General features: G+C 72.1%; 16 protein-coding genes and 1 pseudogene. 7 read left to right on the top strand and 10 right to left on the bottom strand.

Annotation, left to right across the window (positions count from 1 at the left end; genetic code table 11):
* Window positions 1-21: 21 nt before the first annotated feature.
* A complete protein-coding gene (locus tag DWB77_RS33385; protein WP_120725978.1) occupies window positions 22-1356 on the bottom strand; it encodes an MFS transporter in 1335 nt (444 codons plus the stop codon).
* A 346-nt stretch (window positions 1357-1702) separates the two neighbouring features.
* A complete protein-coding gene (locus tag DWB77_RS33380) occupies window positions 1703-2233 on the bottom strand; it encodes a DUF6299 family protein (RefSeq protein ID WP_216826877.1) in 531 nt (176 codons plus the stop codon).
* Window positions 2234-2588: 355 nt separating this feature from the next.
* Between DWB77_RS33380 and DWB77_RS33375 the strand changes: the two genes are divergently transcribed.
* Together DWB77_RS33375 and DWB77_RS33370 are read left to right on the top strand one after the other, a co-directional pair.
* A complete protein-coding gene (locus DWB77_RS33375) occupies window positions 2589-3722 on the top strand; it encodes a glutamate--cysteine ligase (RefSeq protein ID WP_174248662.1) in 1134 nt (377 codons plus the stop codon).
* A 254-nt stretch (window positions 3723-3976) separates the two neighbouring features.
* Window positions 3977-4645: a hypothetical protein gene (locus DWB77_RS33370; protein WP_120725975.1), complete on the top strand. Its 669-nt coding sequence runs from the start codon at window positions 3977-3979 to the stop codon at window positions 4643-4645.
* 85 nt (window positions 4646-4730) lie between these two features.
* Here DWB77_RS33370 and DWB77_RS33365 read toward each other — a convergent pair whose 3' ends face one another.
* Entirely contained in the window at window positions 4731-5432 is a 702-nt protein-coding gene (locus DWB77_RS33365; RefSeq protein ID WP_120725973.1) for a ribonuclease H family protein, read from the bottom strand.
* Between the two features lie 58 nt (window positions 5433-5490).
* A complete protein-coding gene (locus DWB77_RS33360) occupies window positions 5491-6009 on the bottom strand; it encodes a DUF3592 domain-containing protein (RefSeq protein WP_120725971.1) in 519 nt (172 codons plus the stop codon).
* 246 nt (window positions 6010-6255) lie between these two features.
* On the opposite strand from DWB77_RS33360, the gene DWB77_RS33355 reads away from it, so the two are divergent.
* On the top strand, window positions 6256-6441 hold the full coding sequence (locus DWB77_RS33355) for a hypothetical protein (RefSeq protein ID WP_120725969.1): 186 nt from the start codon (window positions 6256-6258) through the stop codon (window positions 6439-6441).
* Window positions 6442-6636: 195 nt separating this feature from the next.
* Here the strand turns inward: DWB77_RS33355 and DWB77_RS33350 are convergent, their stop codons facing one another.
* On the bottom strand, window positions 6637-7683 hold the full coding sequence (locus tag DWB77_RS33350; protein ID WP_120725968.1) for a PHP domain-containing protein: 1047 nt from the start codon (window positions 7681-7683) through the stop codon (window positions 6637-6639).
* Between the two features lie 216 nt (window positions 7684-7899).
* Here DWB77_RS33350 and DWB77_RS33345 point away from each other — a divergent pair, with 216 nt between their 5' ends.
* Window positions 7900-8889 carry a trypsin-like serine peptidase gene (locus tag DWB77_RS33345; protein WP_120725966.1) on the top strand — a complete coding sequence of 330 codons (990 nt, stop codon included), beginning with the start codon at window positions 7900-7902 and terminating at the stop codon, window positions 8887-8889.
* A 117-nt stretch (window positions 8890-9006) separates the two neighbouring features.
* Here the strand turns inward: DWB77_RS33345 and DWB77_RS33340 are convergent, their stop codons facing one another.
* The 3 genes from DWB77_RS33340 to DWB77_RS33330 all read right to left on the bottom strand — a co-directional run bounded on the left by DWB77_RS33340 (window position 9007) and on the right by DWB77_RS33330 (window position 14282).
* The gene (locus DWB77_RS33340) at window positions 9007-9384 is read right to left on the bottom strand and encodes a hypothetical protein (protein WP_120725964.1); all 378 of its coding nucleotides are present in this window, start codon (window positions 9382-9384) and stop codon (window positions 9007-9009) included.
* Between the two features lie 55 nt (window positions 9385-9439).
* The gene (locus tag DWB77_RS33335; protein WP_120725962.1) at window positions 9440-10324 is read right to left on the bottom strand and encodes a C40 family peptidase; all 885 of its coding nucleotides are present in this window, start codon (window positions 10322-10324) and stop codon (window positions 9440-9442) included.
* A gap of 193 nt (window positions 10325-10517) precedes the next feature.
* Window positions 10518-14282, bottom strand: a complete 3765-nt coding sequence (locus tag DWB77_RS33330) for a helix-turn-helix domain-containing protein (RefSeq protein WP_246033706.1) — start codon at window positions 14280-14282, stop codon at window positions 10518-10520.
* Window positions 14283-14681: 399 nt separating this feature from the next.
* On the opposite strand from DWB77_RS33330, the pseudogene DWB77_RS33325 reads away from it, so the two are divergent.
* A pseudogene (locus DWB77_RS33325) lies at window positions 14682-16465 on the top strand (M4 family metallopeptidase).
* Between the two features lie 55 nt (window positions 16466-16520).
* Here DWB77_RS33325 and DWB77_RS33320 read toward each other — a convergent pair.
* Window positions 16521-17417: a hypothetical protein gene (locus DWB77_RS33320; RefSeq protein WP_342778013.1), complete on the bottom strand. Its 897-nt coding sequence runs from the start codon at window positions 17415-17417 to the stop codon at window positions 16521-16523.
* A gap of 947 nt (window positions 17418-18364) precedes the next feature.
* On the opposite strand from DWB77_RS33320, the gene DWB77_RS33315 reads away from it, so the two are divergent.
* Window positions 18365-19780, top strand: coding sequence for a PQQ-binding-like beta-propeller repeat protein (locus DWB77_RS33315; RefSeq protein WP_162952654.1), 1416 nt, complete (start codon window positions 18365-18367; stop codon window positions 19778-19780).
* 72 nt (window positions 19781-19852) lie between these two features.
* On the opposite strand, the gene DWB77_RS33310 is transcribed toward DWB77_RS33315, so the two are convergent.
* Window positions 19853-21193, bottom strand: coding sequence for a serine hydrolase domain-containing protein (locus DWB77_RS33310; protein WP_120725956.1), 1341 nt, complete (start codon window positions 21191-21193; stop codon window positions 19853-19855).
* 355 nt (window positions 21194-21548) lie between these two features.
* On the opposite strand from DWB77_RS33310, the gene DWB77_RS33305 reads away from it, so the two are divergent.
* Window positions 21549-21755 (top strand): hypothetical protein, encoded by a 207-nt coding sequence (locus tag DWB77_RS33305; protein ID WP_120725954.1) that lies wholly within the window; start codon window positions 21549-21551, stop codon window positions 21753-21755.
* Window positions 21756-21777: the final 22 nt, after the last annotated feature.

Below are 21777 nucleotides of genomic sequence, written 5' to 3'. Positions count from 1 at the left end.
ACCGGGTACCGGGTAAGGGGGTCAGGCGACGGGGACGCTCTCGCCGTGTCCGGGCGCCGCGTCGTGTCCGGGCGCCGCGTCCTGCCGTACGTCGTCCTCGGGGTGCGCGGTCTCGGGGTGCGCGGTCTCGGGGTGCGCGGTCTCGGGGTGCGCGGTCTCGGGCAGGTCGCGCATGCGGCGCAGCGAGGAGAGCAGCAGCGGCAGGGGCACCACTAGGAAGCCGATGGCACAGATCCACAGCGCGGCGCGGGCGCCCGAGGCCTCGGCGACGGCGCCGCCGACGAGCGCGCCGAGCGGCAGGGTGCCCCACATGAGGAAGCGCAGCGTGGCGTTCATGCGCCCCAACAGGCGTGGCGGGCACAGGGTTTGACGGAAGCTCACCTGGGCGACGTTGTAGACCACGGCGCCGAAGAAGACCACGCCGGAGGCGAGCGCGAACAGGGCCGCGGCCGCGCCCTTGCCGGACAGCGGCCACAGCAGCGCGAACGGCCCGGACACCACGGCGGAGAGCCAGATGATGCGGGCCTGGCCGAAGCTACGGGCCAGCCGGCCCGCGCAGAGCGCGCCGGCGAGTCCGCCCACGGCCGAGGCGGAGAGCATCACGCCGACCGCGGCGGGCGCCAGGTCCAGGACCCGGACCAGGAAGACGGTCTGGGTGGCCATCAGCATGGCGGTGAAGAAGTTGCCGAGGCCGGTGGCGCCGGCGATGACGCGCAGCAGCGGATGGCCGAGGACGAAGCGCAGGCCTTCCCCGACCTCCTTGCGCAGGGAGGCGCCGGGGACCGGTTCGGGCTTGTCCTCGGGACGGCGGATGGCGAGCAGGAACAGGGCGGACACGGCGTAGCCGATGGCGTCGGCCACGATGGCCAGATGGGCGCCGACGAGCTGAACGAGCCCGCCGCCCAGGCCCGGCCCCGCCACCTGCGCCGAGGACCGTACCGTCTCCAGCGCGCCGTTCCCGGCCACCAGGTGCTCCCGGGGCAGGAGTTGGGGCAGATAGCTCTGGTGGGCCACGTCGAAGAAGACGCTCGCGACGCCCACGACCAGGGCCACCACATACAGCTGGGCCATGGTCAGCGCGTCCGCCGCCGCGGCGAGCGGGACGCTGGCCATGGCCAGACAGCGCACCACGTCGGCGCGGATCATCAGCGACAGCTTGCGCATCCGGTCGACCCAGGCGCCTGCGGGCAGTCCGATGAGCAGGAACGCGGCGGTCTCGGCGGCGGTGAGCAGTCCCACTTGGAAGGCGGGGGCCTTGAGTTCGAGCACGGCCACCAGGGGCAGTGCGACCAGGGTGACCTGGGCACCCACCTGTCCGGCCGCGGCTCCGGCGAGCAGCAGGCGGAAATCGCGCATACGGAGCGGACCACCGGAAGCGGCCTGGGACGAAGGGGACATGCACGAGACCTTCACCTCGCGCCGATCAGGAGTCAAAACAAACAGGACACTTTCGGTCGTTTCTTGTGCCATTCTGTCAATGGATCAAGAGAATCATCGGCCAGATCCGGGCAACGACCGCATGAATTGCTGGTGTTGAGGCCTGTGGACACAGGACTCCACCCCGCGCGAGGCGAAGGTTTTTGGGGGGACAGCGCACCCCCGGACCCCATGAATGCAGGTATGTCCGAAACTCACCGCTCCCACACTTGCGGACGCAACCTCAGGCGCTCTCAGCCGTCGGGGGTGGCGGGCCGGGCCTCGATCAGTCCTGCGCGGACAGCAGATTTACCTGGCGCCGGTCGGTGGCGAGGATCGCGGGCAGCGGCAGCCAACCGTGCTTGTCCAGCCGCACGAGGGTCGCCTGGACGTCGGTGGGGCCGGGCGCGATGGACACACCGGAGAGCTTTCCCTGGTTGCTCCAGGCGTGCGGGGCGCCATCGCACTGGGCCACGGTGCTCTGGAGGCCGTACCGCACGGAGCCCGTGTCGGCCGTGCCCTTCCCGACCGAGCTCGACACGAAGACCGGGCCGGTCGCCGATGACGCCGGACAGCTGTAGGTGCCGGTGAGGGTGACGGTGCCGGACGGGGAGACCTTCCCTGCCGGGTCGGCAGTGATGATGGGGCCCGTGGCGGCCGGGGTGGCGGGGGCCGGGGTCGAAGGGCCGGGTGCCGTGACGACCGCGGCGGGAACCGGGGTCGTCGGGCCGGGGGCCGCCCCGGCGGGGCCCGGTGCCGGGCCGAGCAGGGCTCCGGCGGCGGCGACGGCCCCGGCGGCGACAAGAGTTGCGCGCATCGGCAGATCTCTCCTTCATCCGTACGTTCGCGAGGTGCCGCGACGTTCCTGTGGTGCCGCGAGCGTCGCTGAGTGCACTTCGGCGCTCGCGTCCCAAGCAATACCGTGGCGGCGCCCGGGCACCGGGGATTCACCCCCGGTCGGTGGCGTGTCCGTCACGGTGGTGCGGCTGGTGCGGTAGCGGCCCGCCGGGTGCTCGGGTGACTGCTGGGACCGGGGTTTCCGGGCGCTTCTGGGTGTGACCGAAAGAGGGCCCCTCACCGGGAACCGCGGGGGCCGCGAGCCGGGCATGCTGGTGCCCCCGGCCGTTTTTCCGTGCCGCCCGGCGGCGCCCGGACAGGATGGGAGCGTCATTTTGCGCACCGTAGGCGTGGAAGAGGAACTGCTCCTGGTCGACCCGCACACCGGGCATCCCTGTGCCCTCTCCTCGGAGGTTCTGGCCCGCTTGGCCAAGTGCGCGGCCGCGGGAGGCGGTGCGTCCAGGGAGACCTTCGCGGGTGAACTCCAGGGCCAGCAGCTGGAGTTCGGCACCCGGCCGCAGACCGACATGGACGAACTCGGCGCGGAGATACTGCGCTGGCGCCGCGAGGCGGCCCGGCACGCGCTGGAGGCCGGGGCGGCGGTGGCCGCGCTCGCCACCTCACCGCTGCCCGCCCAGCCCGCCATCAACGTGAGCCATCGCTACCAGTGGATGGAGAAGCAGTTCGGCCTGACGACCCAGGAACAACTCACCTGCGGTTGCCATGTGCATGTGTCGGCCGCATCGGACGACGAAGGGGTCGCGGTCGTGGACCGGATCCAGCCGTGGCTGCCCGTCCTGACCGCGCTGAGCGGCAACTCACCGTACTGGCAGGGCAATGACACCCTGTACAGCAGTTATCGCAGCCGGGTGTGGGGGCGGTGGCCCATGTCCGGGCCGACCGGGGTCTTCGGCTCGGCCGAGCGCTACCACGCCCAGGTCGACTCCATGGTGACCAGTGGTGTGGTGCGCGACCGGGGCATGATCTATTTCGACGCCCGGCTCTCCCACCGCTATCCCACCGTGGAGATCCGCGTCGCGGACGTGTGTCTGGAGGCCACCACCACCCTGCTGGTGGCATGCCTGGGGCGCGCCCTGGTCGAGACCGCCGCCCGTGACTGGCGCGCCGGACGGCCGCCCCTGACCCACGGGGTGCAGCTGTTGCGCCTCGCCGCGTGGCGGGCCGCGCGCTCGGGCCTGGAGGGCGACCTGTTGCATCCACTGACCATGCGGCCCGCCCCCGCACCCACCGTCGTGCGCGCCCTGTTCGACCATGTACGGGAGGCCCTTGAGGACAGTGGGGACCTCGTCTGGGCCCGCAAGACGACCGCGGAACTGCTCGCCCACGGCAACGGCGCCCTCGTCCAGCGCGCCTTGTTCGCCCGGACCGGAAGCCTGAGCAGTGTGGTCGCGGCATGTGTGCGCCGCACAGTGGGCGAGCGCGAACTCCGGTATATGACACCGGAGTGACGTTCGCTGTACAGGGTGTCCCCACCTACATCCGATAGCACATAGGCGCGAGGGTGTGGGGTGTGTGCACACACCCCACACGCAACGACACGTATCTCAGGGTGGGACCTCACTCCATGTGCTCAACAAGGCCGTTGTATCGACCTGAAGCACCTTTCGCGGTCTCATCTACTGTCAAGTGGGTGCCCCCGCACACAGGAGGCGCGTAACATCCCGCAACAATCACGTACGCACACGCCCCGGAGGAACGACTCGTGCCGGACAGCACCACACTCCAGTCCCAGTACGCCGCCCAGATCCAGAGCGATCTGGACAGCAACGTCGCCGAACGCGAACAGATCGCCGCCCAAATCAGCGCGCTCCAGGAGCAGTTGAGCGTCCTGGAGAGCAACCACGCCCTGCTGGCCTCCATGCACCAGGCGATCGGCAGCCCCGCCGCGCCCACGCCCGCCAGGGCCAAGGGCAACGCCAAGCCGCAGGTCAACACCGCCAAGAACACCGGGAAGAAGACCGCCGAGGCCTCGGCCCCGCGCGTCCCGCAGGCGCGCAAGGCGGCCAAGTCCGCGGGCCGCGTCACGAAGAAGCAGTCGCAACCGGCCGTCAAGGCGAAGGCGTCCACGGGCGCGCCCACCCTGCGGGACCTCGTCGCGGCCCACCTCGCGCAGAGCGGTGAGCCGCGCTCGGCGGCCGAGATCACGGCGGGTCTCACCGAGGCACACCCGCAACGCACCGTCGCCGGCACCGTGGTACGCAACACCCTGGAAAACCTCGTGGCCAAGGGGCAGGCACAGCGCACCCGGCAGAATCGGTCCGTCTTCTACACGGCTCCCGACGGCGCCGACACCGCCGGGCCGTCCAAGGAGGCGGCGGGCGCCGACGTCAAGAAGGGGGAGGACGCGGCCACCCCCGTCACCACCGCCTGACCGTTCCGCGGCCCGTCACACGGCGCAGGATCGGCAGGACCGCTCGAAGCCACCCTCCGGAGAGGTGACACGGCAGCCCCGTGCCTCACACCACAGGGCTGCAATCCGGGTGACCCCAGCCCCCGTCGCGCTTCATGATGGGTGTGCCGGCGGCATAGGGCTGCCCGCAGGGGCAGCGCCCGGGGAACTTCGCCTTGATGGTGCGCGGGGTGCCCGAGCCGGCCGACCTGGTGGTGGACGCCGCCTTCTTCACGGGGGCGGACCTGGCGCGCGTCGCGGTGGCGCGAGCCGGTGCCGGCACCGGCAACTCCTGGTCGCCCAGGGCCGTACCGGCCGCTCGCTGGCTGGTGGCCGCGTCGCTCGCGGCCTGGTCCGCGATCGCGTTCAGCGGGTCGCCACCCACCTGGTGCGCGGGCACATAGACGAACTCCACATCACGTTCCATGAGCAACTCATCGATGCGCTCGACGAGTTCACGGTTGGCGACGGGCTTTCCGGCGGCGGTCTTCCAGCCGTTGCGCTTCCAGCCGGGCAGCCACTGGGTGACCGCCTTCATGGCGTACTGGGAATCCATCCGCACCTGCATACGGGTGCCGGGGTCGACGGCTTCGAGGAGGCGTTCCAGGGCGGTGAGCTCGCCGACATTGTTGGTGGCGGTACCGAGCGGTCCCGCACCCCAGCGCTCCGGCCGCCCCTGAGGATCGGCGATCACCCAGGCCCATCCCGCGGGGCCGGGATTGCCCTTGGACGCACCATCACAGGCGGCAACAACAACACGATCAGACATCGCGCCATCATCCCACCGCCGTTCCCCCACCAGAAATCCCCTCCGTATCGGCCGCCCCTCACGACCCGACATGCGCGGCGGGCAGCGGAGCCGAGCCGTCGTCGTGGGCCGACGCACCGAGGAACAGGGCCGCGCCGAAGCCCATCGCGGCGAAGAACAGGCCCACACAGGTGATGACCACCATCACCCCGCCGAACAGGCAGGACACCACCCCCACACCGGCCGGCGCCTCGTCCGCGATCGCGCGGTCGGGGCGCTGCGGGAGATAGCGCACGGGAACGAGGTCGCCTGCCACGAACGGCCGTCGCGACGACACCCTGGCCCGGACGTCGTACCCGTCGGCCGTACGGAATCCGACGATGAGGTGACGCTGGCTGTGGGTGAACCCGTTGGAGTGGTGGTGTCGCGACACATAGGTCTCCAGGCAACGGGCCTGTGCCATCAGGCCTTCGCGCAGGGTGCGTCTGTACGTCGACATGGTGCGGACCGACCAGACCAGCAGCCAGATCCCGACGCCGGCGAACAGCAGCCCCACACATCCGAAGACCACCCCGAAGGCCCCACCCGCAGCGAACATGCCCCATCCCCCCGTGCGAGCCCGATGGCCCCTTGAACCCCCACACACCTGCCGGTGCCCTCGGGGAAGATGCACGGCGACTCCCGTCGGTTCCCGCGCGACGGACACCTCGGCCGTGGCCGAACCACCTCCGCACCCCCACCCCACCCCCGGCCATCACGCTTCGTAATCATTCGACGCGCGATGTGTGAGGGGTCATGTCACCGTGAAGGAGTTCGATCCCCCCACACGCAGGAGTGAATCTCCATGGGCAAGGCCGAGAAGATCCGGGACAAGGCGCAGCAGGCTGCCGAGCGGACCAGGGCGATGGCGTCGGAGGAGCGGGAGCGCCGCTCCGCTCGCCCCGACGAGTCCGGCATGCGCCGCCCGGCGCAGGACCAGCAGGAGCGTATGGAGCAGGAGATGCGTGACGCCGGGACCGACCGCGGCTGACCCCGCACCCGGCACGGCACGGCACGACACAGGAGCCGGGGCGCTCACCCTCCAGGGGTGAACGCCCCGGCTCTGACGCGTCGCCCTGGCGCCCGCCCCGCACCCCGCGCGAGCCACCCCTCGCGCACACCCGCACCCCGCGCGAGCCAACCCCCCACCCCGCACCCCCGCCCTCCGGGGCAGCCGGGGCGGGGGTCACCCGCGCTCCGCCCCCTCGGGGGTCTCGCGGGTGCGGGTCCAGTGCAGGAGGGTGTCCATCGGCCAGGTCGTGATGACGCGCTCGGGCGGGACGCCGCACTCCTCGGCGCGGGCGCAGCCGTAGATCTGCCAGTCCAGCTGGCCGGGGGCGTGGGCGTCGGTGTCGATGGAGAACAGGACGCCCGCCTCGACGGCCCGGCTCAGGAGGCGGCGCGGTGGGTCGAGGCGCTCCGGGCGGCTGTTGATCTCCACGGCGGTGCCGGCGTCGGCGCAGGCGGCGAAGACGGCGTCCGCGTCGAACGCGGACTCGGGCCGCCCCCGGCCGGTGACCAGACGGCCGGTGCAGTGGCCGAGGACGTCGGCCAGCGGGTTGCTGACGGCCGCGACCATGCGCCGGGTCATCGCGGCGGCGTCCATGCGGAGCTTGGAGTGGACCGAGACGACCACGACGTCCAACTGGTCGAGCAGCTCGTCGTCCTGGTCGAGGGAGCCGTCGTCGAGGATGTCGCACTCGATGCCGGTGAGCAGGGTGAACGGCGCCCAGCGTTCGTTGAGTTCGGCCACCACCTTCAGCTGCTCGCGCAGCCGCTCGGCGCTCAGGCCGTTTGCGACGGTGAGGCGGGGCGAGTGGTCGGTGAGGACGGCCCACTCATGTCCGAGCTCGGCCGCGGTGCTGCCCATGTCGTCGATGGTGCTGCCGCCGTCCGACCAGTCGGAGTGCAGATGGCAGTCGCCGACCAGCGCGGCCCGCAGGCTCTCGCCTCCCACGGCGAGCGGCGCCGCGGCCTCCAGCTCCGACTCCAGGCGCTGGAGGTATCCGGGCACCTCGTCGGCGAGCGCCTCGCGCACCACGGTGGCGGTCTTCGGGCCGATCCCCTTGAGCGATTCGAGCCGGCCGTCCACCGCCGCGCGGGCCGCGAGCTCGTCCGGCGGCATGTCCTTGATCACCGCGGCGGCGGTTCGGAAGGCCTGGACGCGATAGGTGGCGCCCCGGCTCCGTTCGAGCAGGAAGGCGATTCGTCTCAGGGCCGCTACCGGATCCATGGACACCTCCTGCGCAAGCGCCCCTGCGGGCGGGGCGGACGGCCGCTCTCCCAGCTTCTCTCAGCCCCGCCCCGCCCGCAGGCTCTCGGACCCGAGCGGGGCCGTCCTCGTTTTGAGCCCGGTTGGCGGTCATGTCGGGGCGGCCCATGCGCAGGCCCGGGCCCTAGCCTCGCCAGAGTGCTTATGCGAAGAGATGCGCACGGGCGCCCTGGGCCCGTGGCGGGGTTCCGCGCCGTGCTGGGGGCGGTGCTGCTGGGCGTCCTCACCTGCGGGGTGACGCTCTCCTGGCCGGGCGCGCCCACAGCCTCCTCGTCCGCCTCCCTCTCCCCGCTCCCGCAGGGCCCCGGCGCCGCGAGAACCGGCGCCCCGGCCCCGCAGCCACCGGCCGCCGGCCCACAAGGAGCGTCCGCCGCGCATTACCTCGGCGGCCTCGACGGCGCCGGGACGGACGGGGCGGGCCGCCCCCGCACCGGCCCGGAGCGGTCGGCCGCCTGTGCGGTGGAGCAGCGCCGCCCCGACCCGCACGATCTGCGCTCCGCGTGCTCCTACCCGGTGGTCGGGGTGTTTCTGAGGCCCGGGGGCCGGCAGTCCTGCACGGCCGCCGTCGTGGACAGCAGACACGGCGATCTGCTGGTGACGGCGGCGCACTGCCTTCCGCTGGACGGGGCCACGTTCGCACCCGGCTATCACGACGGGCTCACCCCTCGGGGCGAGTGGCCGGTCCTCGCCGCGCTGGCGGACCCGCGGTACGCCGAGGCCCGCAAGGGTGCCGAGAACTGGCCGTACGACTGGGCCTTCGTGCGGGTGGCGCGGGTCGGCGGCAGGAGCGTCCAGGAGGCCGTGGGCTCCGCGTTCCGCGTCCCCGCGCACCCCGAGCGGCTCGCCGCCGACCTCAGCCGGGTCACGCTCATCGGGTATCCGCACGACCGGCCGGGCCAGCACACCTGCACGGTGGACGCGCAGCCCGCGTACAACGACTTCCGTCAAGCCCGGTGCGCGGGCTTCTCCACCGGGGTGTCGGGCAGTCCCTGGGTGATCTCGGCGCAGGACGGCGCGGGTCTCGTGGTCGGGGTGCTCGGCGGTGCCGAACGGGGCGGTGGCTTCGCCGACGACATCTCGTACACCGCACGCTTCGACGCGGGGCTCAGCGCGCTGTTCGAGACGGCGCAAGGGGCCGGACCCCGCGATGTCACGCTCGCCCCCTGACGATGCGCCAAACTTGACGGTGCGTCAGATGCCGTGTGTCCTCACCCTGACGCAAAGGGCCGGGCCGCCCGTCGGGGGATTCGACGGGCGACCCGGTGCTTCAGCGCGGTGCCGGGGTCAGCACTCGCGCAGGCCGGGGGCCGGGTCCTGGCCGGTGCGTACGCTCACGGCGGGGACGTTGCCCCAGGCGCCGTTGTCGAGCTGCGTCCAGTACCAGATGTCGTTGCCGCCCTGGTGCGGGTCGCCGTGGCCCCAGCACACGAACCAGTTGAACCCCGTGTCCAGCGTGCCGCGGGTCGCCGAACGGTAGGAGCGGTCGGCGTAGCCCTTCGCGCCGACCGCGTTGCCGCAGTACAGCCGGCCGTCCGAGCGGACCCCGCACTCGGCGGCGGGCTTGGCGGGTGCGGCCGCGGCGAGGGGCAGTCCGGTCGCGGTGAGACCGGCCGTCAGCGCGGTGGCGGAGAGGAACAGGGCGATCTTCTTGCGTGCGTTCACTGCGAACTCCTGCTTTTGTTTGGGTAGTTGGGCTGGTAGGGCTGGGCCCGGTCGGTCAGGCGCAGGTGGGGACGCCGTCGAGCCAGGCCGGCCCCTGGATGTAGATGTTGGTGATCCACGCCTGGTAGTCGGGCAGGTAGGACCAGGCGTCGTTGCGGTAGCCGTCGGCCTCGACGAGCTGGGCGTGCTTCTGGCAGCCGACCTTGACCCGGGTGGGCCCAGCGAACTTGCTGACCCGGGCGCTCGTGGTGGACGGCTCGACGTGCGTCCACACATCGGTGCCCCAGGTGGAGAACGTGCCGCTCGGCGCCGGACTCCCGCCGATGCGTACGGCGCCGTTGTAGTCGCCCCCGAGCCGTACGTCGCTGACCATCACATGGGTGCCGGACTGGCGGGCCTCTACCATCTTGCCCGCGCCCAGATAGACGGCGATGTGGTGGATGGAGTTGGCCCCTCCCCATCCCAGCAGGTCGCCGGGGAGCAGCGGCCCGGTGCCCTGGCCGGCGCCGAACCGGGCGGTGACGCGCGAGGAGTGGTACTGGCTGTTGGCGGTGCCGTTCAGGATGTCCTCGCCCGTGGCCTGGGCGTAGGCGTAGCGGACCAGACCCGAGCAGTCGAAGCCGCGCCGCTCGGGGTCGTGGTTGCTGGCGGGGTCGGTGGGGTCGACCTGGCCGTAGGTGGCGCCGGGTTGCGGTCCGTGGCCGCCGCCCCAGCTGTACCAGACGCCGAGTTGGGAGCAGGCGGCGCGGACCGCTGCCTCGGCCGCCGCCGAGGCGCCGGGGGCCAGGACGTCGCAGCCGCCGGCGGCCGCCGCGGTGCGAAGGGCCGTCCCGGACGAGGGGGCGGCGGAGGAGAGTGGGGCGGACGGCAGGACGGCGCAGGCGGCCACCAGGCCTGCCGCGGCGAAGGTCCGCCGCGCTCGGGCAAGGGTGTGGTGCATGTGAGTGTTCCCCGTTTCGTCGTACGTGTGCCGGAGCACTGCCCGGCGGACGCGGCGCGTTCCGGTGTGAAGCCGGCTGGTCCGCCGCGGTGTTCCGAGACTGGCCGTCGCGTCGGGGTGCTGTCGAGGACCCGGGTGTCTCCTGTACCGGCGGGAAACGGGAAACACCTGGGAAACACCGCGTCGGCGCAGCTCAGTCGGTGTCCGGGCAGAGGGGCCGATACGGCAGGTCGGGCAGCAGGCGGGCCCAGCGGTCGCGTCCCGTGTCGCCCAACAGGCGGCACACCTGGCCCTGTTGGCGGGGCACATCGGTGTTCCACAGCCGTACGGTGCCGTCGTTGCTGCTGCTCGCCAGGGTGCCGGGGAGGCCGGGGTCGAAGGTGACGCCCCAGACGGCGCCGGTGTGTCCGCTGAGGGTGGCGATGTGTTCGGCGCGGGACGGTTTCCACAGGCGTACGGTCTGGTCGCTTCCGCTGCTCGCGAGGGTCTCGCCGTCGGGGCTGAAGGCGACCGCCCGCACCGAGCCACTGTGCCCGGCGAGGACGCCGGCGGCGGTGACGCGCGCCGGGTCCCACAGGCGTACGGTCCCGTCGTTGCCGCCGCTGGCCAGGGTGCGGCCGTCGGGGGCGAAGGCGACGGAGCGCACCGAGCCGGTGTGGCCGCGCAGGACGGCGCGCGCGCCGTGGCCCGTGGCACGCACGTCCCACAGACGGACCGTCAGATCGTCGCTTCCGGTGGCCAGGGTGCGACCGTCCGGGCTGAAGGCGACGGTGTTGACGAAGTCCTCGTGGCCCTGGAGCGTGGCGTAGGGGCGCCGCGTGGCGACGTCCCAGAGGGTAGCGGTGCGGTCGGCGCTGGCCGAGGCGAGGAGGCGTCCGTCGGGTGAGAAGGCGACCGCGAACACCGAACCGTCGTGGCCGGTCAGGGTCGCTTGGAGGTGGCCGCTCGCGACGTCCCAGAGTCTGACGGTGCGATCGGCGCCGGCCGAGGCGAGGAGGCGTCCGTCGGGCGAGAAGGCCACCGCGAACACGGAGCCGTCGTGGCCGGTCAACGTGGTGCGCAGCCGGTGGTGGGGCACGTCCCACAGCCGTACGGTGCGGTCGGCCTGCGCCGAGGCGAGCAGGCCCCCGTCGGGCGAGAAGGCCGACTGCCACGCCTCGGTGAACGGCCTTGCGGTGAGCGCCGAGCGGCCCAGGTCCCACAGCACCACGGACTGGTCGAAGCCGCCGGTCGCCAGGCGTTCGTCGGGTCCGGCGGCGACGGCGAGGACGTAATCGGTGTGGCCGGAAAGGGTGGCGACCAGCCGGTGGTTGACGGCGTCCCACAGCTTGACGGTGCCGTCGCCGCCGGCGCTGATGACGGTGTCCCCGGCCCGGGTGAAGGCGACGGCGTTGACGTCGTCGCTGTGCCCGGTCAGGATCGCGCGCACCGACGCGTCGGGCAGGTTCCACAGCCGTACGGTGCGGTCCGCGGCGCCCGACGCGAGGGTGTGGCCGTCGGGGCTGAAGGCGACGCCGAGCACCTGGTCGCTGTGGCCGGCCAGGACCATCGGGGGGCCGCTGCCCGCGACGTCCCAGACCCGTACGGTGCGGTCGGCGGAGGCGGAGGCCACGCTGCGTCCGTCGGGGCTGAAGGCCACCGCCATGACCGCGTCGCCGTGTCCGGGCAGCACGGCGCGGGCGGTGGCCTCGGAGACGTTCCACAGCCGTACGGTGTGGTCGGTTCCGCCCGATACGAGGGTGTGGCCGTCCGGGCTGAACGCCACGGACCGTACGGCGCCTTGGTGTCCGGGCAGGGTGGCGGTCAGATGGCGGGTGGTCGCGTTCCACAGCCGTACGGTGCCGTCGGCGCCCGCCGTCGCGAGGCGGGTGCCGTCCGCGCTGTAGGCGAGGGAGGTGACCGCTCCGGTGTGGCCGGTCAGGGTGGCGGTGACGCGGTGGCTCGCGGTGTCCCACAGCTTCACGGTCGCGTCGGAGCTCGCCGAGGCCAGCGTCTTGCCATCGGGGCTGAAGGCCACCGCGTTGACGGGCCCGGTGTGGTCGCGCAGCCGTCCGTCGAAGTACTGGGCCTGGGTGCTGAGCAGGGCGCCGCGTGCCTGCGGGGTGCGGTCGGTGCGGTACGCGTCGGCGGCGAGCAGCATCGAGGCCTCCGGTTGCCCGGCCGCGAGGGCGCCGGAGCGTACGGCGAGGGCCTGCGACTGGGCGGTGCGGCTCTCTTGCAGGGCTCGCCGGCTCTGCTGGAAGGCGAGTGCCCCGGCCGTCACCGCGAGCGCGAGCAGTCCGGCCAGGGTGACGAGCAGGGTGCGGCGGATGCGGATCTGGCGTCGCGCGCCGCGCAGTCCGCGCCCTTCCTCCGCCTCGCACGCAGCAATGAACTCCCGCTCCTGCGGCCCGAGTTGACCGATGTGCTGGGCGTGCCGCGCGTGGTCGCGGACGGCGGCGAGCCGGCTGCCGCGGTAGAGCAGGCTCGGATCTCGCCCCGCCCGCACCCACTGGGTGGCCGCGTCGGAGACCTCTTGGCGCAGTACCAGGCCGGAGCGGTCGGCGTCGATCCAGCCGCGCAGCCGGGGCCAGGCGTGCAGGAGTGCCTCATGGGTGATCTCCACCGTTTCGCTGCCCGCGGTCACCAGACGGGCCCGTACGAAGGCGTCGAGGGCCCGGGTGGCGGGCTCGGGGTCGCCCAACTGCCGGATCAGGAACTCGCGTTCGACGGGTTTGCGGGTCTGGGCGGTGTCGTCCGCGACATGGACGAGGCGTACCAGGAGCCGGCGCGCCGCCAGTTGTTCTGCTGGATCGAGTCGTCCGTAGACGGATTCGGCGGTGCGGGCGACGGCGCCGTGGATGCCGCCCGTCGTCTCGTAGCCGGCCACGGTCAGGGTGCGGCTGGTGCGCTGCTGCCAGGTGACGAGCAGGGCGTGGGCGAGCAGCGGGAGCGAGCCGACGGAGGCCGCCGAGTCGGTGCCGAGATCCCTCAACAGGAGCTCCACCAGGCCGGGTTCGAGGCTGAGTCCCGCTCGTTCGGCGGGTCCTGTGATGGCTTGGCGCAGTTGGGCGTTGGACATCGGACCGAGGGCGAACAGGCCGTGGGTGAAGACCTCCACGAGCCGGGGGTGGTCCAGGCAGCGGCCGCAGAAGTCGGCGCGCAGACCGACCACGACGACGGTGCGCGCGGTGGTGCCGTCGGCGGCGCGGGCGGTGGCCAGGGTGTGGAGCACGGCGACGAAGTCACGGCGCTCGCGGTCGTTCTCGCAGAGGGTGAAGGCCTCCTCGAACTGGTCGACCAGCAGGACGAGGCCGCCCTGGCCGCCTCGCTCGGTGGACGCGTCGAGCAAGGCGGCGGGGCGTCGCACCAGCGCCTCGGGGGTGATCTCCGCGCCCGCCGAGCCGAGCACGTCGGCCGCGCAGCGCAGGAGTTCCTTGAGCGGGTGGGCGGTCGGGGTGCACACGACGACGGGCCACAGGCCGGAGCCGGGTACGGGCAGGGCGCCGCGGCGCAGTGCGGGCAGCAGCCCGGCCTGAAGGAGCGAGGACTTTCCGGCGCCGGAGGGGGCGACGACGGCCAGCGGCCCGCGGCCCATGCGTTCGGCGAGCCGACCCGCGAGTTCGGCCGTCGCGCTTTCGCGGCCGTAGAACCACTCGGCGTCCTGGGGGCCGTAGGCGGCGAGTCCCCGATAGGGGCACAGGGCCGACTCGGCGGGGCCGCCCTGAGCGGTGCGGGGCGCGGGGACGTTCGCCGGTTCGGGGACCAGGCGCAGGAGGGCGCCTCCCGCGTCGAGGGCGTCGTCGCAGCGGCGGGCCACGTCGAGGGTGGGGGGCTTGCTGCCGTTCTCGATCTTGCTGAGGTATCCCTTGCTGTAGTGGATCGAGCGGGCCAGTCCGGTGAGGGATACCTTGCGCAGGCCTCGCAGGCGCCGCAGCTCGGCTGCGAATCCGTCGGCCGTTTCGTCGTCCGTTGGCACGCCACCTACCTTTCCGTGACGGGCGGTGCGTACGCCGGAAAAGGATGAACTTCGTCCGGTTCCGGTCACCAACGGACGTACCCGCCGGGTTCGTTCGACAAGCCGGTGATACGTGCCCCGGCGCCGCACGGAACACGGGCGGGCGAGGCAACCTTTCCGTTCGATCTCGCATCTGGGCCGGTAAGTGCGGACGTTGGACACCTTTTGGCCACTCGGATGACCGTTGATTGTTAAATCTGGGTTCCGGGAGCACGGAATTCGATCATCCCTCTTTACATGTTCATGCCAGACATAGCAGGGTTCCGGCCGGGACCTCATGGTCCCCGCGGTGCACAACAGCACCGTGCGTACGGGTGGTTGTTGAGCCGACCGCCCCCGCACCACTAAGGACCCCCCACCGTGCGTACACCCCACATACGCAGCCTGGCGATAGCCCTGGCCGTCACCACGGCCGTCACCATCAGCGCGGGAGGCGGGGCCACGGCCTTCGCCGCACCCGCCGCTCCGGGGGCCACCGCCCCCGCCGCCACCGCCGGTTTCCAGCCGGTGATCGACGCGGCCCGCGCCGCGGCCCTCGCCCACGCCTCGGCGACCGGCGTCGGCACGGACGACACGCTTCAGGCCACCGACGTGCTGGTCGACCCGGACGGCAAGCAGCACGTCCGCTTCGTCCGCTCGCACCGCGGCCTCCCGGTCCTCGGCGGAGACCTGGTCATCCACCTCGACAAGAGATCCGGCTACGCCAGTGTGACCCGGGCGCTGCGCGGCCAGGTCGACGTCGCCGGCACCGCCGCCAAGCTGACGGCCGGACAGGCCCAGGCCAAGGCCGCCGCCACCGCCAAGGGCACCGCGGGCGCCGCCCAGCTCGTGGTGGACGCCCGCGCCGGACACTCGGCGCTCGCCTACCGGATCCAGGTGACGGACAGCGCCACCACCGAGTCCGGCAGCCGCGTCGTCGTCGTCGACGCGGCGACCGGGACCGTCCTCAGCAACACCCCGGCCGACGACTCCTTCCTGTCGCCGCGGGTGCAGGACAAGCTCCGCAAGAGCGGCCAGAAGCTGAGCCCCGCCCTGGGCACCGCCTCCCCGCCCCCTTCGCCTCCTCCCGGGCGACCGGCTTCCCGGCGGCGGCGAACGGCACCGGCGCGTCCCTGTTCGTGGGCAGCGTGCCGCTGACCACCACGCAGACCGCGACGAGCGCGTTCACCCTCAAGGACCCCAGCCGCGGCCAGACCGAGACCCGCGACGCCGGCAACAAGCAGTTGGAGAAGTTCTCCGGCGGCAAGGCGTTCACCAGCACCACCAACCGCTGGGGCACCGGCAAGGCGACCAACCGCGCCACCGCCGCCGTCGACGCGCAGTACGGGATCGTCAGCACCCTGGACTTCTACAAGAAGACCCTGGGCCGCAACGGCATCAAGAACGACGGGGCCGGCGCCCACGCGCTGGTGCACTTCGGCACCAACGTCGGCAACGCCTTCTGGGACTCCGACTGCGGCTGCATGCTGTACGGCGACGGTGACGGACAGACCTTCGCCCAGCCCTTGGTCGTCCTCGACGTCACCGGCCACGAGCTCACCCACGGCGTCGTGGACGCGACGGCCAACCTCCAGCCGACCCGCGTCGACGCCGACGACAACCAGTTCGGCGAGCCCGGCTCGCTGAACGAGTCGCTGGCCGACATCTTCGGCAGCGCCGTCGAGTTCGCGACCAACAACCCCAACAACCCGCCCAACTACCTGATGGGCGAGAAGCTCGGCCTCCAGCAGACGTTCCTGCGCCGCCTGGACAAGCCCTCCCTCGACAAGCTGGAGGGCACGGTCGACTACTGGTCGAAGGCGTCGTACGACACCGAGGTCCACGCCGGCTCCGGCGTCTCCTCGCACGCGTACTACCTGCTGGCCGAGGGCAGCGGCAAGAAGACCATCAACAACGTGGCCTACGACTCGCCGACCTACGACGGCTCCACCGTGGCCGGCATCGGCCGGGACAAGGCGACGGCGATCTTCTACCGGGCGCTCACCCGGTACATGGTCTCCACGACCGACTTCCACGACGCCCGCACCGCCACGCTGAGCGCGGCGGCCGACCTCTACGGCGCGAGCAGCACCGAGTACGCGACCGTGAACAAGGCCTGGGCCGCGGTCAATGTGACGCCGGCGAACGCCCCTGCCCGTAGCTGATCGAGTACGCCGCTGTCGCCCCGCGACCGTGGGGCGGCAGCGGCATGTCCCGGTACTACGGCACCAGGGTGTCGAGCGGCGTCATCACCACGTCGCTGGTGGGACGCGACAGGTGCAGTGCCGTGTGGAAGTGGCCGTCGCACTCCTTGCCCTCGGGGTCGAGGCCGGCCGCGACCACCGCGTCGATGGCATAGCGCCGTTCGCCCTCGTCGGTGAAGCGACGCTGGGGGTAGGTGGGCGCGGCCCGCTCGGTGGCGAGGCCGAACGCGGCGAGGCAGTCACCGACGCTCGTGTACGAGGTGGTGCGCAGGACGAAGGCGGCGACCCACACGGGCCCGCGCGCCGCCGAGAGCAACGGCCTGAAGGTGCGGTGCGACAGAAAGCTGGAGCCGCCCGTGACGGTGATCAGACGGGCGTCCCGCACCGCCCGCCGCAGGGCGGGCCCGGGCGGAGCCGACTCCAGGTTCTCGGCGAACCCGTCCGCGAGCAGCCCGACGGCACGCCCGTAGGCGACGGCCCTGGCCGCGGTGTCGAGCCCGATGACACGGGCCGGGTCCCGGCGGCGCCGCGCGGCGAAGAACTCCCGGTCCCAGTCGATCAGTTGGGACGTGCTCATCGCGGCGGCCTCGCGGGAGGTGTAGCGGTCGTACAGGTCCTCCAGGGTCACGTCGTGGTTCAGCAGGGCCGCGTTGATCCCGTACGAACAGCACAGGTCGAGCACGGTCAGGGGCGTCGTGGCCGGGCCGGTCGACAGCGCCTGTTTCAGTCGGCGGAAGATGTGCTGGGCGTGGCCGGGTGTGCGGTAGGCGAGCGGGCCCAGGGCCCGGAAGTAGGCCCGGGGGTCGGGCTGGTCGTAGATCGCGTCGAACCGGGCCATCGCCTGTGCGGCGGGGGCGTCCGCCACCTCCACCCCCACGGACGCCGCCGAACCGGTCGGCTGGTCTTCGCTCATCGCGTACCCGTCCCCTCTCACTCCTTCGCCGGCCCCCCGCCCGAGCATGGGGACGACAACGGCACTTGGGAACACGGCCCATTCGAATCAGGCCACCCCCAACTGGGCTTTGCCCACCGCCTGTTGCGGTCGGTTCGGAGACGCTCTCCCTCCCGTGGAGCGCCTCGGGTCACACTGGGCCCATGACCGCCCACGACCCCGGTGAACTGCCGGAACCCGATGACACAGCGGAACCGAACCGTCCGGACGCCGCCCCCTGGACGCCGGCCGGCCCCCCGCCGCCCACCCCGGACCAAAGACAGCCGCCACCGGCCCAGTTCGGCTACGATCCGGCGGCCCCGGGACCGGCTCAGGTTCCGGGACCGACGTCGGGACCGACACAGGGCCCCGCGCCCATACCCCCTTACCCCCAGCCCCAGCCCCAGCCCCAGCCCCAGCCGGGCGCATACGGAACTCCCTTACAGCCGGGCGCCTTTGGACCGCCCGCGCAACCGGGGACGTATGGGACACCGGGGCAGCCGGGAACCTACGGAACACCGGGGCAACCAGGACCCTACGGCGCTCCCGCGCAACCCGGGCCCTCCACAACTCCGGTGCAACCGGGTCCCTTTGGCACTCCCGCGCAACCAGGCCCTTACGCGCCACCAGGGCAACCGGGGCCCTATGGATACCCGCATGGACACCCGCAGCACCCGGAGGCCTTTACGCCCGCTGGGCAGCAGCCGGGGCCCTACAGCGCGCCCGGGCCCCCTCAGCCGGGGACGTATGCAACTCCCCATCAACCGGGCGCCTTTGGGCCCCCCGCGCAGCCAGGGACCTACGGGACGCCGGGGCAGCCGGGGATCTACGGCGCTTCCGGGCAGCCTTCCGCTCCCCCGGGCTCCCTACCGCCCCCGCCCTCCCGCGGCGGACTGCTCGGGGGCAACCGCCGGGTGATCCTCGCCGCCGTGGTGGCGGGACTTCTGGTGGTGGGCGGCGGGGTGTACTTCGCGGTCACCGGCCACAAGGGCGGGTCGCCGACCGCGGCGCCCCACGCCTCGCCCACCCCGTCAGGTCCGTCCGATTCGCCGACCGTCGACCAGGGCGACGGCAAGGGCACCGGTATAGGCGGCGGGGACTACGACCCCAACGCGAACATCAAGGCGGGCGAGGCGCGCGTCTGGCTCAACGAGAACGAAACCCCGCTCACCCAGAGCGGCGCCGAGCAGTACGGGCCCTGGCCGGTCGGTGACGTCATGGCCAGGGCGCTGTACAAGGAGGTCGCCGGGTACGGCGCGGCCGACGGCAAACAGCGCTGGAAGGTCACCTTCGACACCCCCCTGTGCGGTGTGCCGCGCGCCCCCTCCGCGCAGAACAAGCTGGTCGTCGGCCTCCTGGAGAACAACAACAAGGGCGCTCACTGCACCATCCTCCAGCAGGTCGACCTCGCCACCGGCAAGGCCGGCTGGAAGACCGTCAGGACCGAGGACCGCCGGGGCACTGCGGCGCTCACCCTTCAGATGGCGATCACGGGCGACACCGTCGCCATGGCGTGGGCGGGCGGCGCGACCGGGTTCTCAGTCGTCGACGGCCACAAGCTGTACGACGTCCAGAAGAGCGGCGGATGCTCCTCGCAGGCCTTCGCCGGAGGGACCCGGCTGATCAGTGCGGGCTACTGCTTCAACGGGGCCGATCCCCACGATCAGCCGGGCGACCTGCTCCAGGAACTCGACCCGGCGACGGGCAAACCCAAGTGGAGCTACCAGTACGACAAGAGCTGGCGCATCGGCCAGGTCCTCTCGGTGGATCCGCTGGTGGTGACCGCGCTGCCGCACGAAGGCAAGACGTGGAAGATCCTGGTCTTCGCCGCGGACGGAAAGCTCCGCTCCCAGACCGAGCCCAAGTTCCAGCTTCCCGGCGTGTGCAGCGGTTTCGGCCAGAGCGTGGACCGGCTCCAGGACTGCTACGGCGCGGTGGCCGACGCCCAGACCCTGTACCTCGCGGGCGACGGCAACGAGACCGACGTGACCAAAGAGGCCGACGGAACCCAGATCGTCGCCGTGGATCTGAACACCGGCAAGGAGAAGTGGCGCGCGAGCCCGCCCCAGACCCGCGAGGTGCGCCCGCTCGCCATCGAGGACGGCAAGCTCGTGGTGTATCTGCACGCCGGCCACGACCTGCCCGCGGCGGTCGCGAGCGTGGCGCCGACGGGCGGCGCCCCGCAGGTGCTGCTCCAGAGCCCGCAGGCCGCGTCGGGAGCCGAAAGGTATTTCTTCTTCCCCCGGCTCGCCTGGTCCGGCGGTCGTGTGTTCGTGCTCAGCACGCTCGTGAAGACCCCGAAGGCCGGCGACAGTTCGCACGCGGCGCTGTCCTTCGGCAAGTGACCCTGCCACCCGAAACGTGATCCGCCCCTTTGTGGTCCGGACCGGACCACAAAGGGGCGGATGCCGTTGGGTTCAGCGGCGCGGGGCCGTGGCCGGGGCGAGGTCCTGTGTGCGCGGCAGCGGTGCGGCCGGGGCGGCGGGCCCGGCCGTCCGCTCCCCCGTCCCCGCGGGGCACAGCGCCTGCAACGCGAATGCGTTGAGCGCCGCATCTATGGGGCTGGGCTCCAACTTCCCGTCAGTGCCAACTTTCTGATACTTCATCAAGTTGTACGTCAGGGCCAGCTGGCGTTTGCCGTCCACACTGGACAACACGTTGGCGCCCGCCCCGAAGACCGCTCCGTCATGACCCCAGAACCGTCCGCACGGCAGCTCCACGACGTAGATGCCGAGGCCGTAGTTCATCACGGTCGTCCCGGCGTCATCGAGGACGGGGACCGTGGTCTGCATCTCGTGGAGCTGGGCCGCGGGCAGGAGCCGGCCCCGCAGGAGCTTGCGGTAGAAGTCCTCGAGGTCGGCGGTGGTGGAGACCAGCGCGCCCGCGGTCCCGGCCCATGACATGTCGTACACGCTGTAGTCGCGCGGCGGATCGATCAGCCCGTAGAACGACTCGTACATCCTGGGGTGGGGGCCGGCGATTCGGGGCGAGCGCGGGAAGTAGGTGTCGCGCAGGCCCGCCTTCTGGATGACCGCGCGCGTGATGTAGGCCTCGGCGTCCTCGCCCGTGACCTTCCGGATCAGCATTCCGGCGATGACGTAGTTGGTGTTGGAGTACGACCACTTCTCACCCGGCCGGCCGGTGGGCGCCGCATCGAGGCCGAGGCGGGCCAACTCCTCCGGGGAAAAGCGCCGGAAGCGGTTGTCGTCCAGGCTCTTGGTCGACGACTGCCCCAGGGAGGGGAACGCGCCCAGGACGTAGTCACCTATGCCGCTGGTGTGATTGAGCAGCATCCGTACCGTGATGGCCCGCCCTCGTTCGCCGGGCACGGTCTCGGGCAGATAGCGGCCGATCGGGGCGTCCAGGTCGATGCGCTCCTTGGCCACCTGCTGGAGCACGGCCACCGAGGTGAACGCCTTGGTGACACTGCCCACGCGGTACTGGAGATTGGGTCGCATGGGGCGCCCGGTGCCGATGTCGGCGACCCCTGTGGCACCCAGCCACCGCTGTTCGCCGTCCCGGACCGCCGCGTTGGCTCCGTACATGCCCGCCGTGTGCACCGCGTCGAGCGAGGCACCGAGGGCCTTGCGGTCCAGGCCGCCCGAGATGGCGGCCGCGGATTCGGCGGCGGAAGCGGCGGCGGGTGTGGGAGAGGGTGCGGCCTGGGCCGGCACCACCGTCACCAGCAGCGCCGCGGCCAGTGCGGCGGTGGTGCCGGCGAGGCGTGCGCGTCGGTGGTCCGGGCGCAACAAGAACATGGAGGTCTTCCCTTCGATGGGCGAGCCGTGCTGGGTGGGCGGTGCTTGGTGGGCGGACGGTCATCAACTCTCGCAAGGGCCCGACCCGGGCAGATCATCCCGGGGGACGATCCTGCTCCTGGCGCGCTGCGCCGAACGGACGAGCCACTCTCGGCCACAGCAGCGGACGGCGACGGACGGCAGCTACGTATGTGTCCCGGCCCGGGTGGACGACGCTGCCCGGCGGCCCACCCCCTTCGGCGGGCACTCCGCATGCGTCGGAGTGGTAGCGGTGACAGTGTCGAAGAGCCGGGCCCCACCCGGCTTCCGCGGCCGGGCGGCCGGGCGCGGGCCCGAGACGGAAGAGGAGCCACCTGTGCGCCATCACATCGTTGCCGAGCAACTCCCCGATGGAGTGACCCTGAAGGAATGGCACATGGTCCGGGGTGAGGAGCAACAGTCCATGTGTGGACGCGACGTGGCCGAGGGCGCGGCCGAACTGCCCGACGACGCCTGGGGCACGGACAGCGCGCACCCGTTCTGCCACACCTGCGGCGCCCTGTATCTGCGGGAAGTTCCCTAAGGCCTGTCCTGCCGTGGCGGGC

It is taken from the genome of Streptomyces hundungensis (assembly GCF_003627815.1).
Taxonomy (GTDB): domain Bacteria; phylum Actinomycetota; class Actinomycetes; order Streptomycetales; family Streptomycetaceae; genus Streptomyces; species Streptomyces hundungensis_A.
This window is presented reverse-complemented; position numbering and strand designations above follow the sequence as displayed.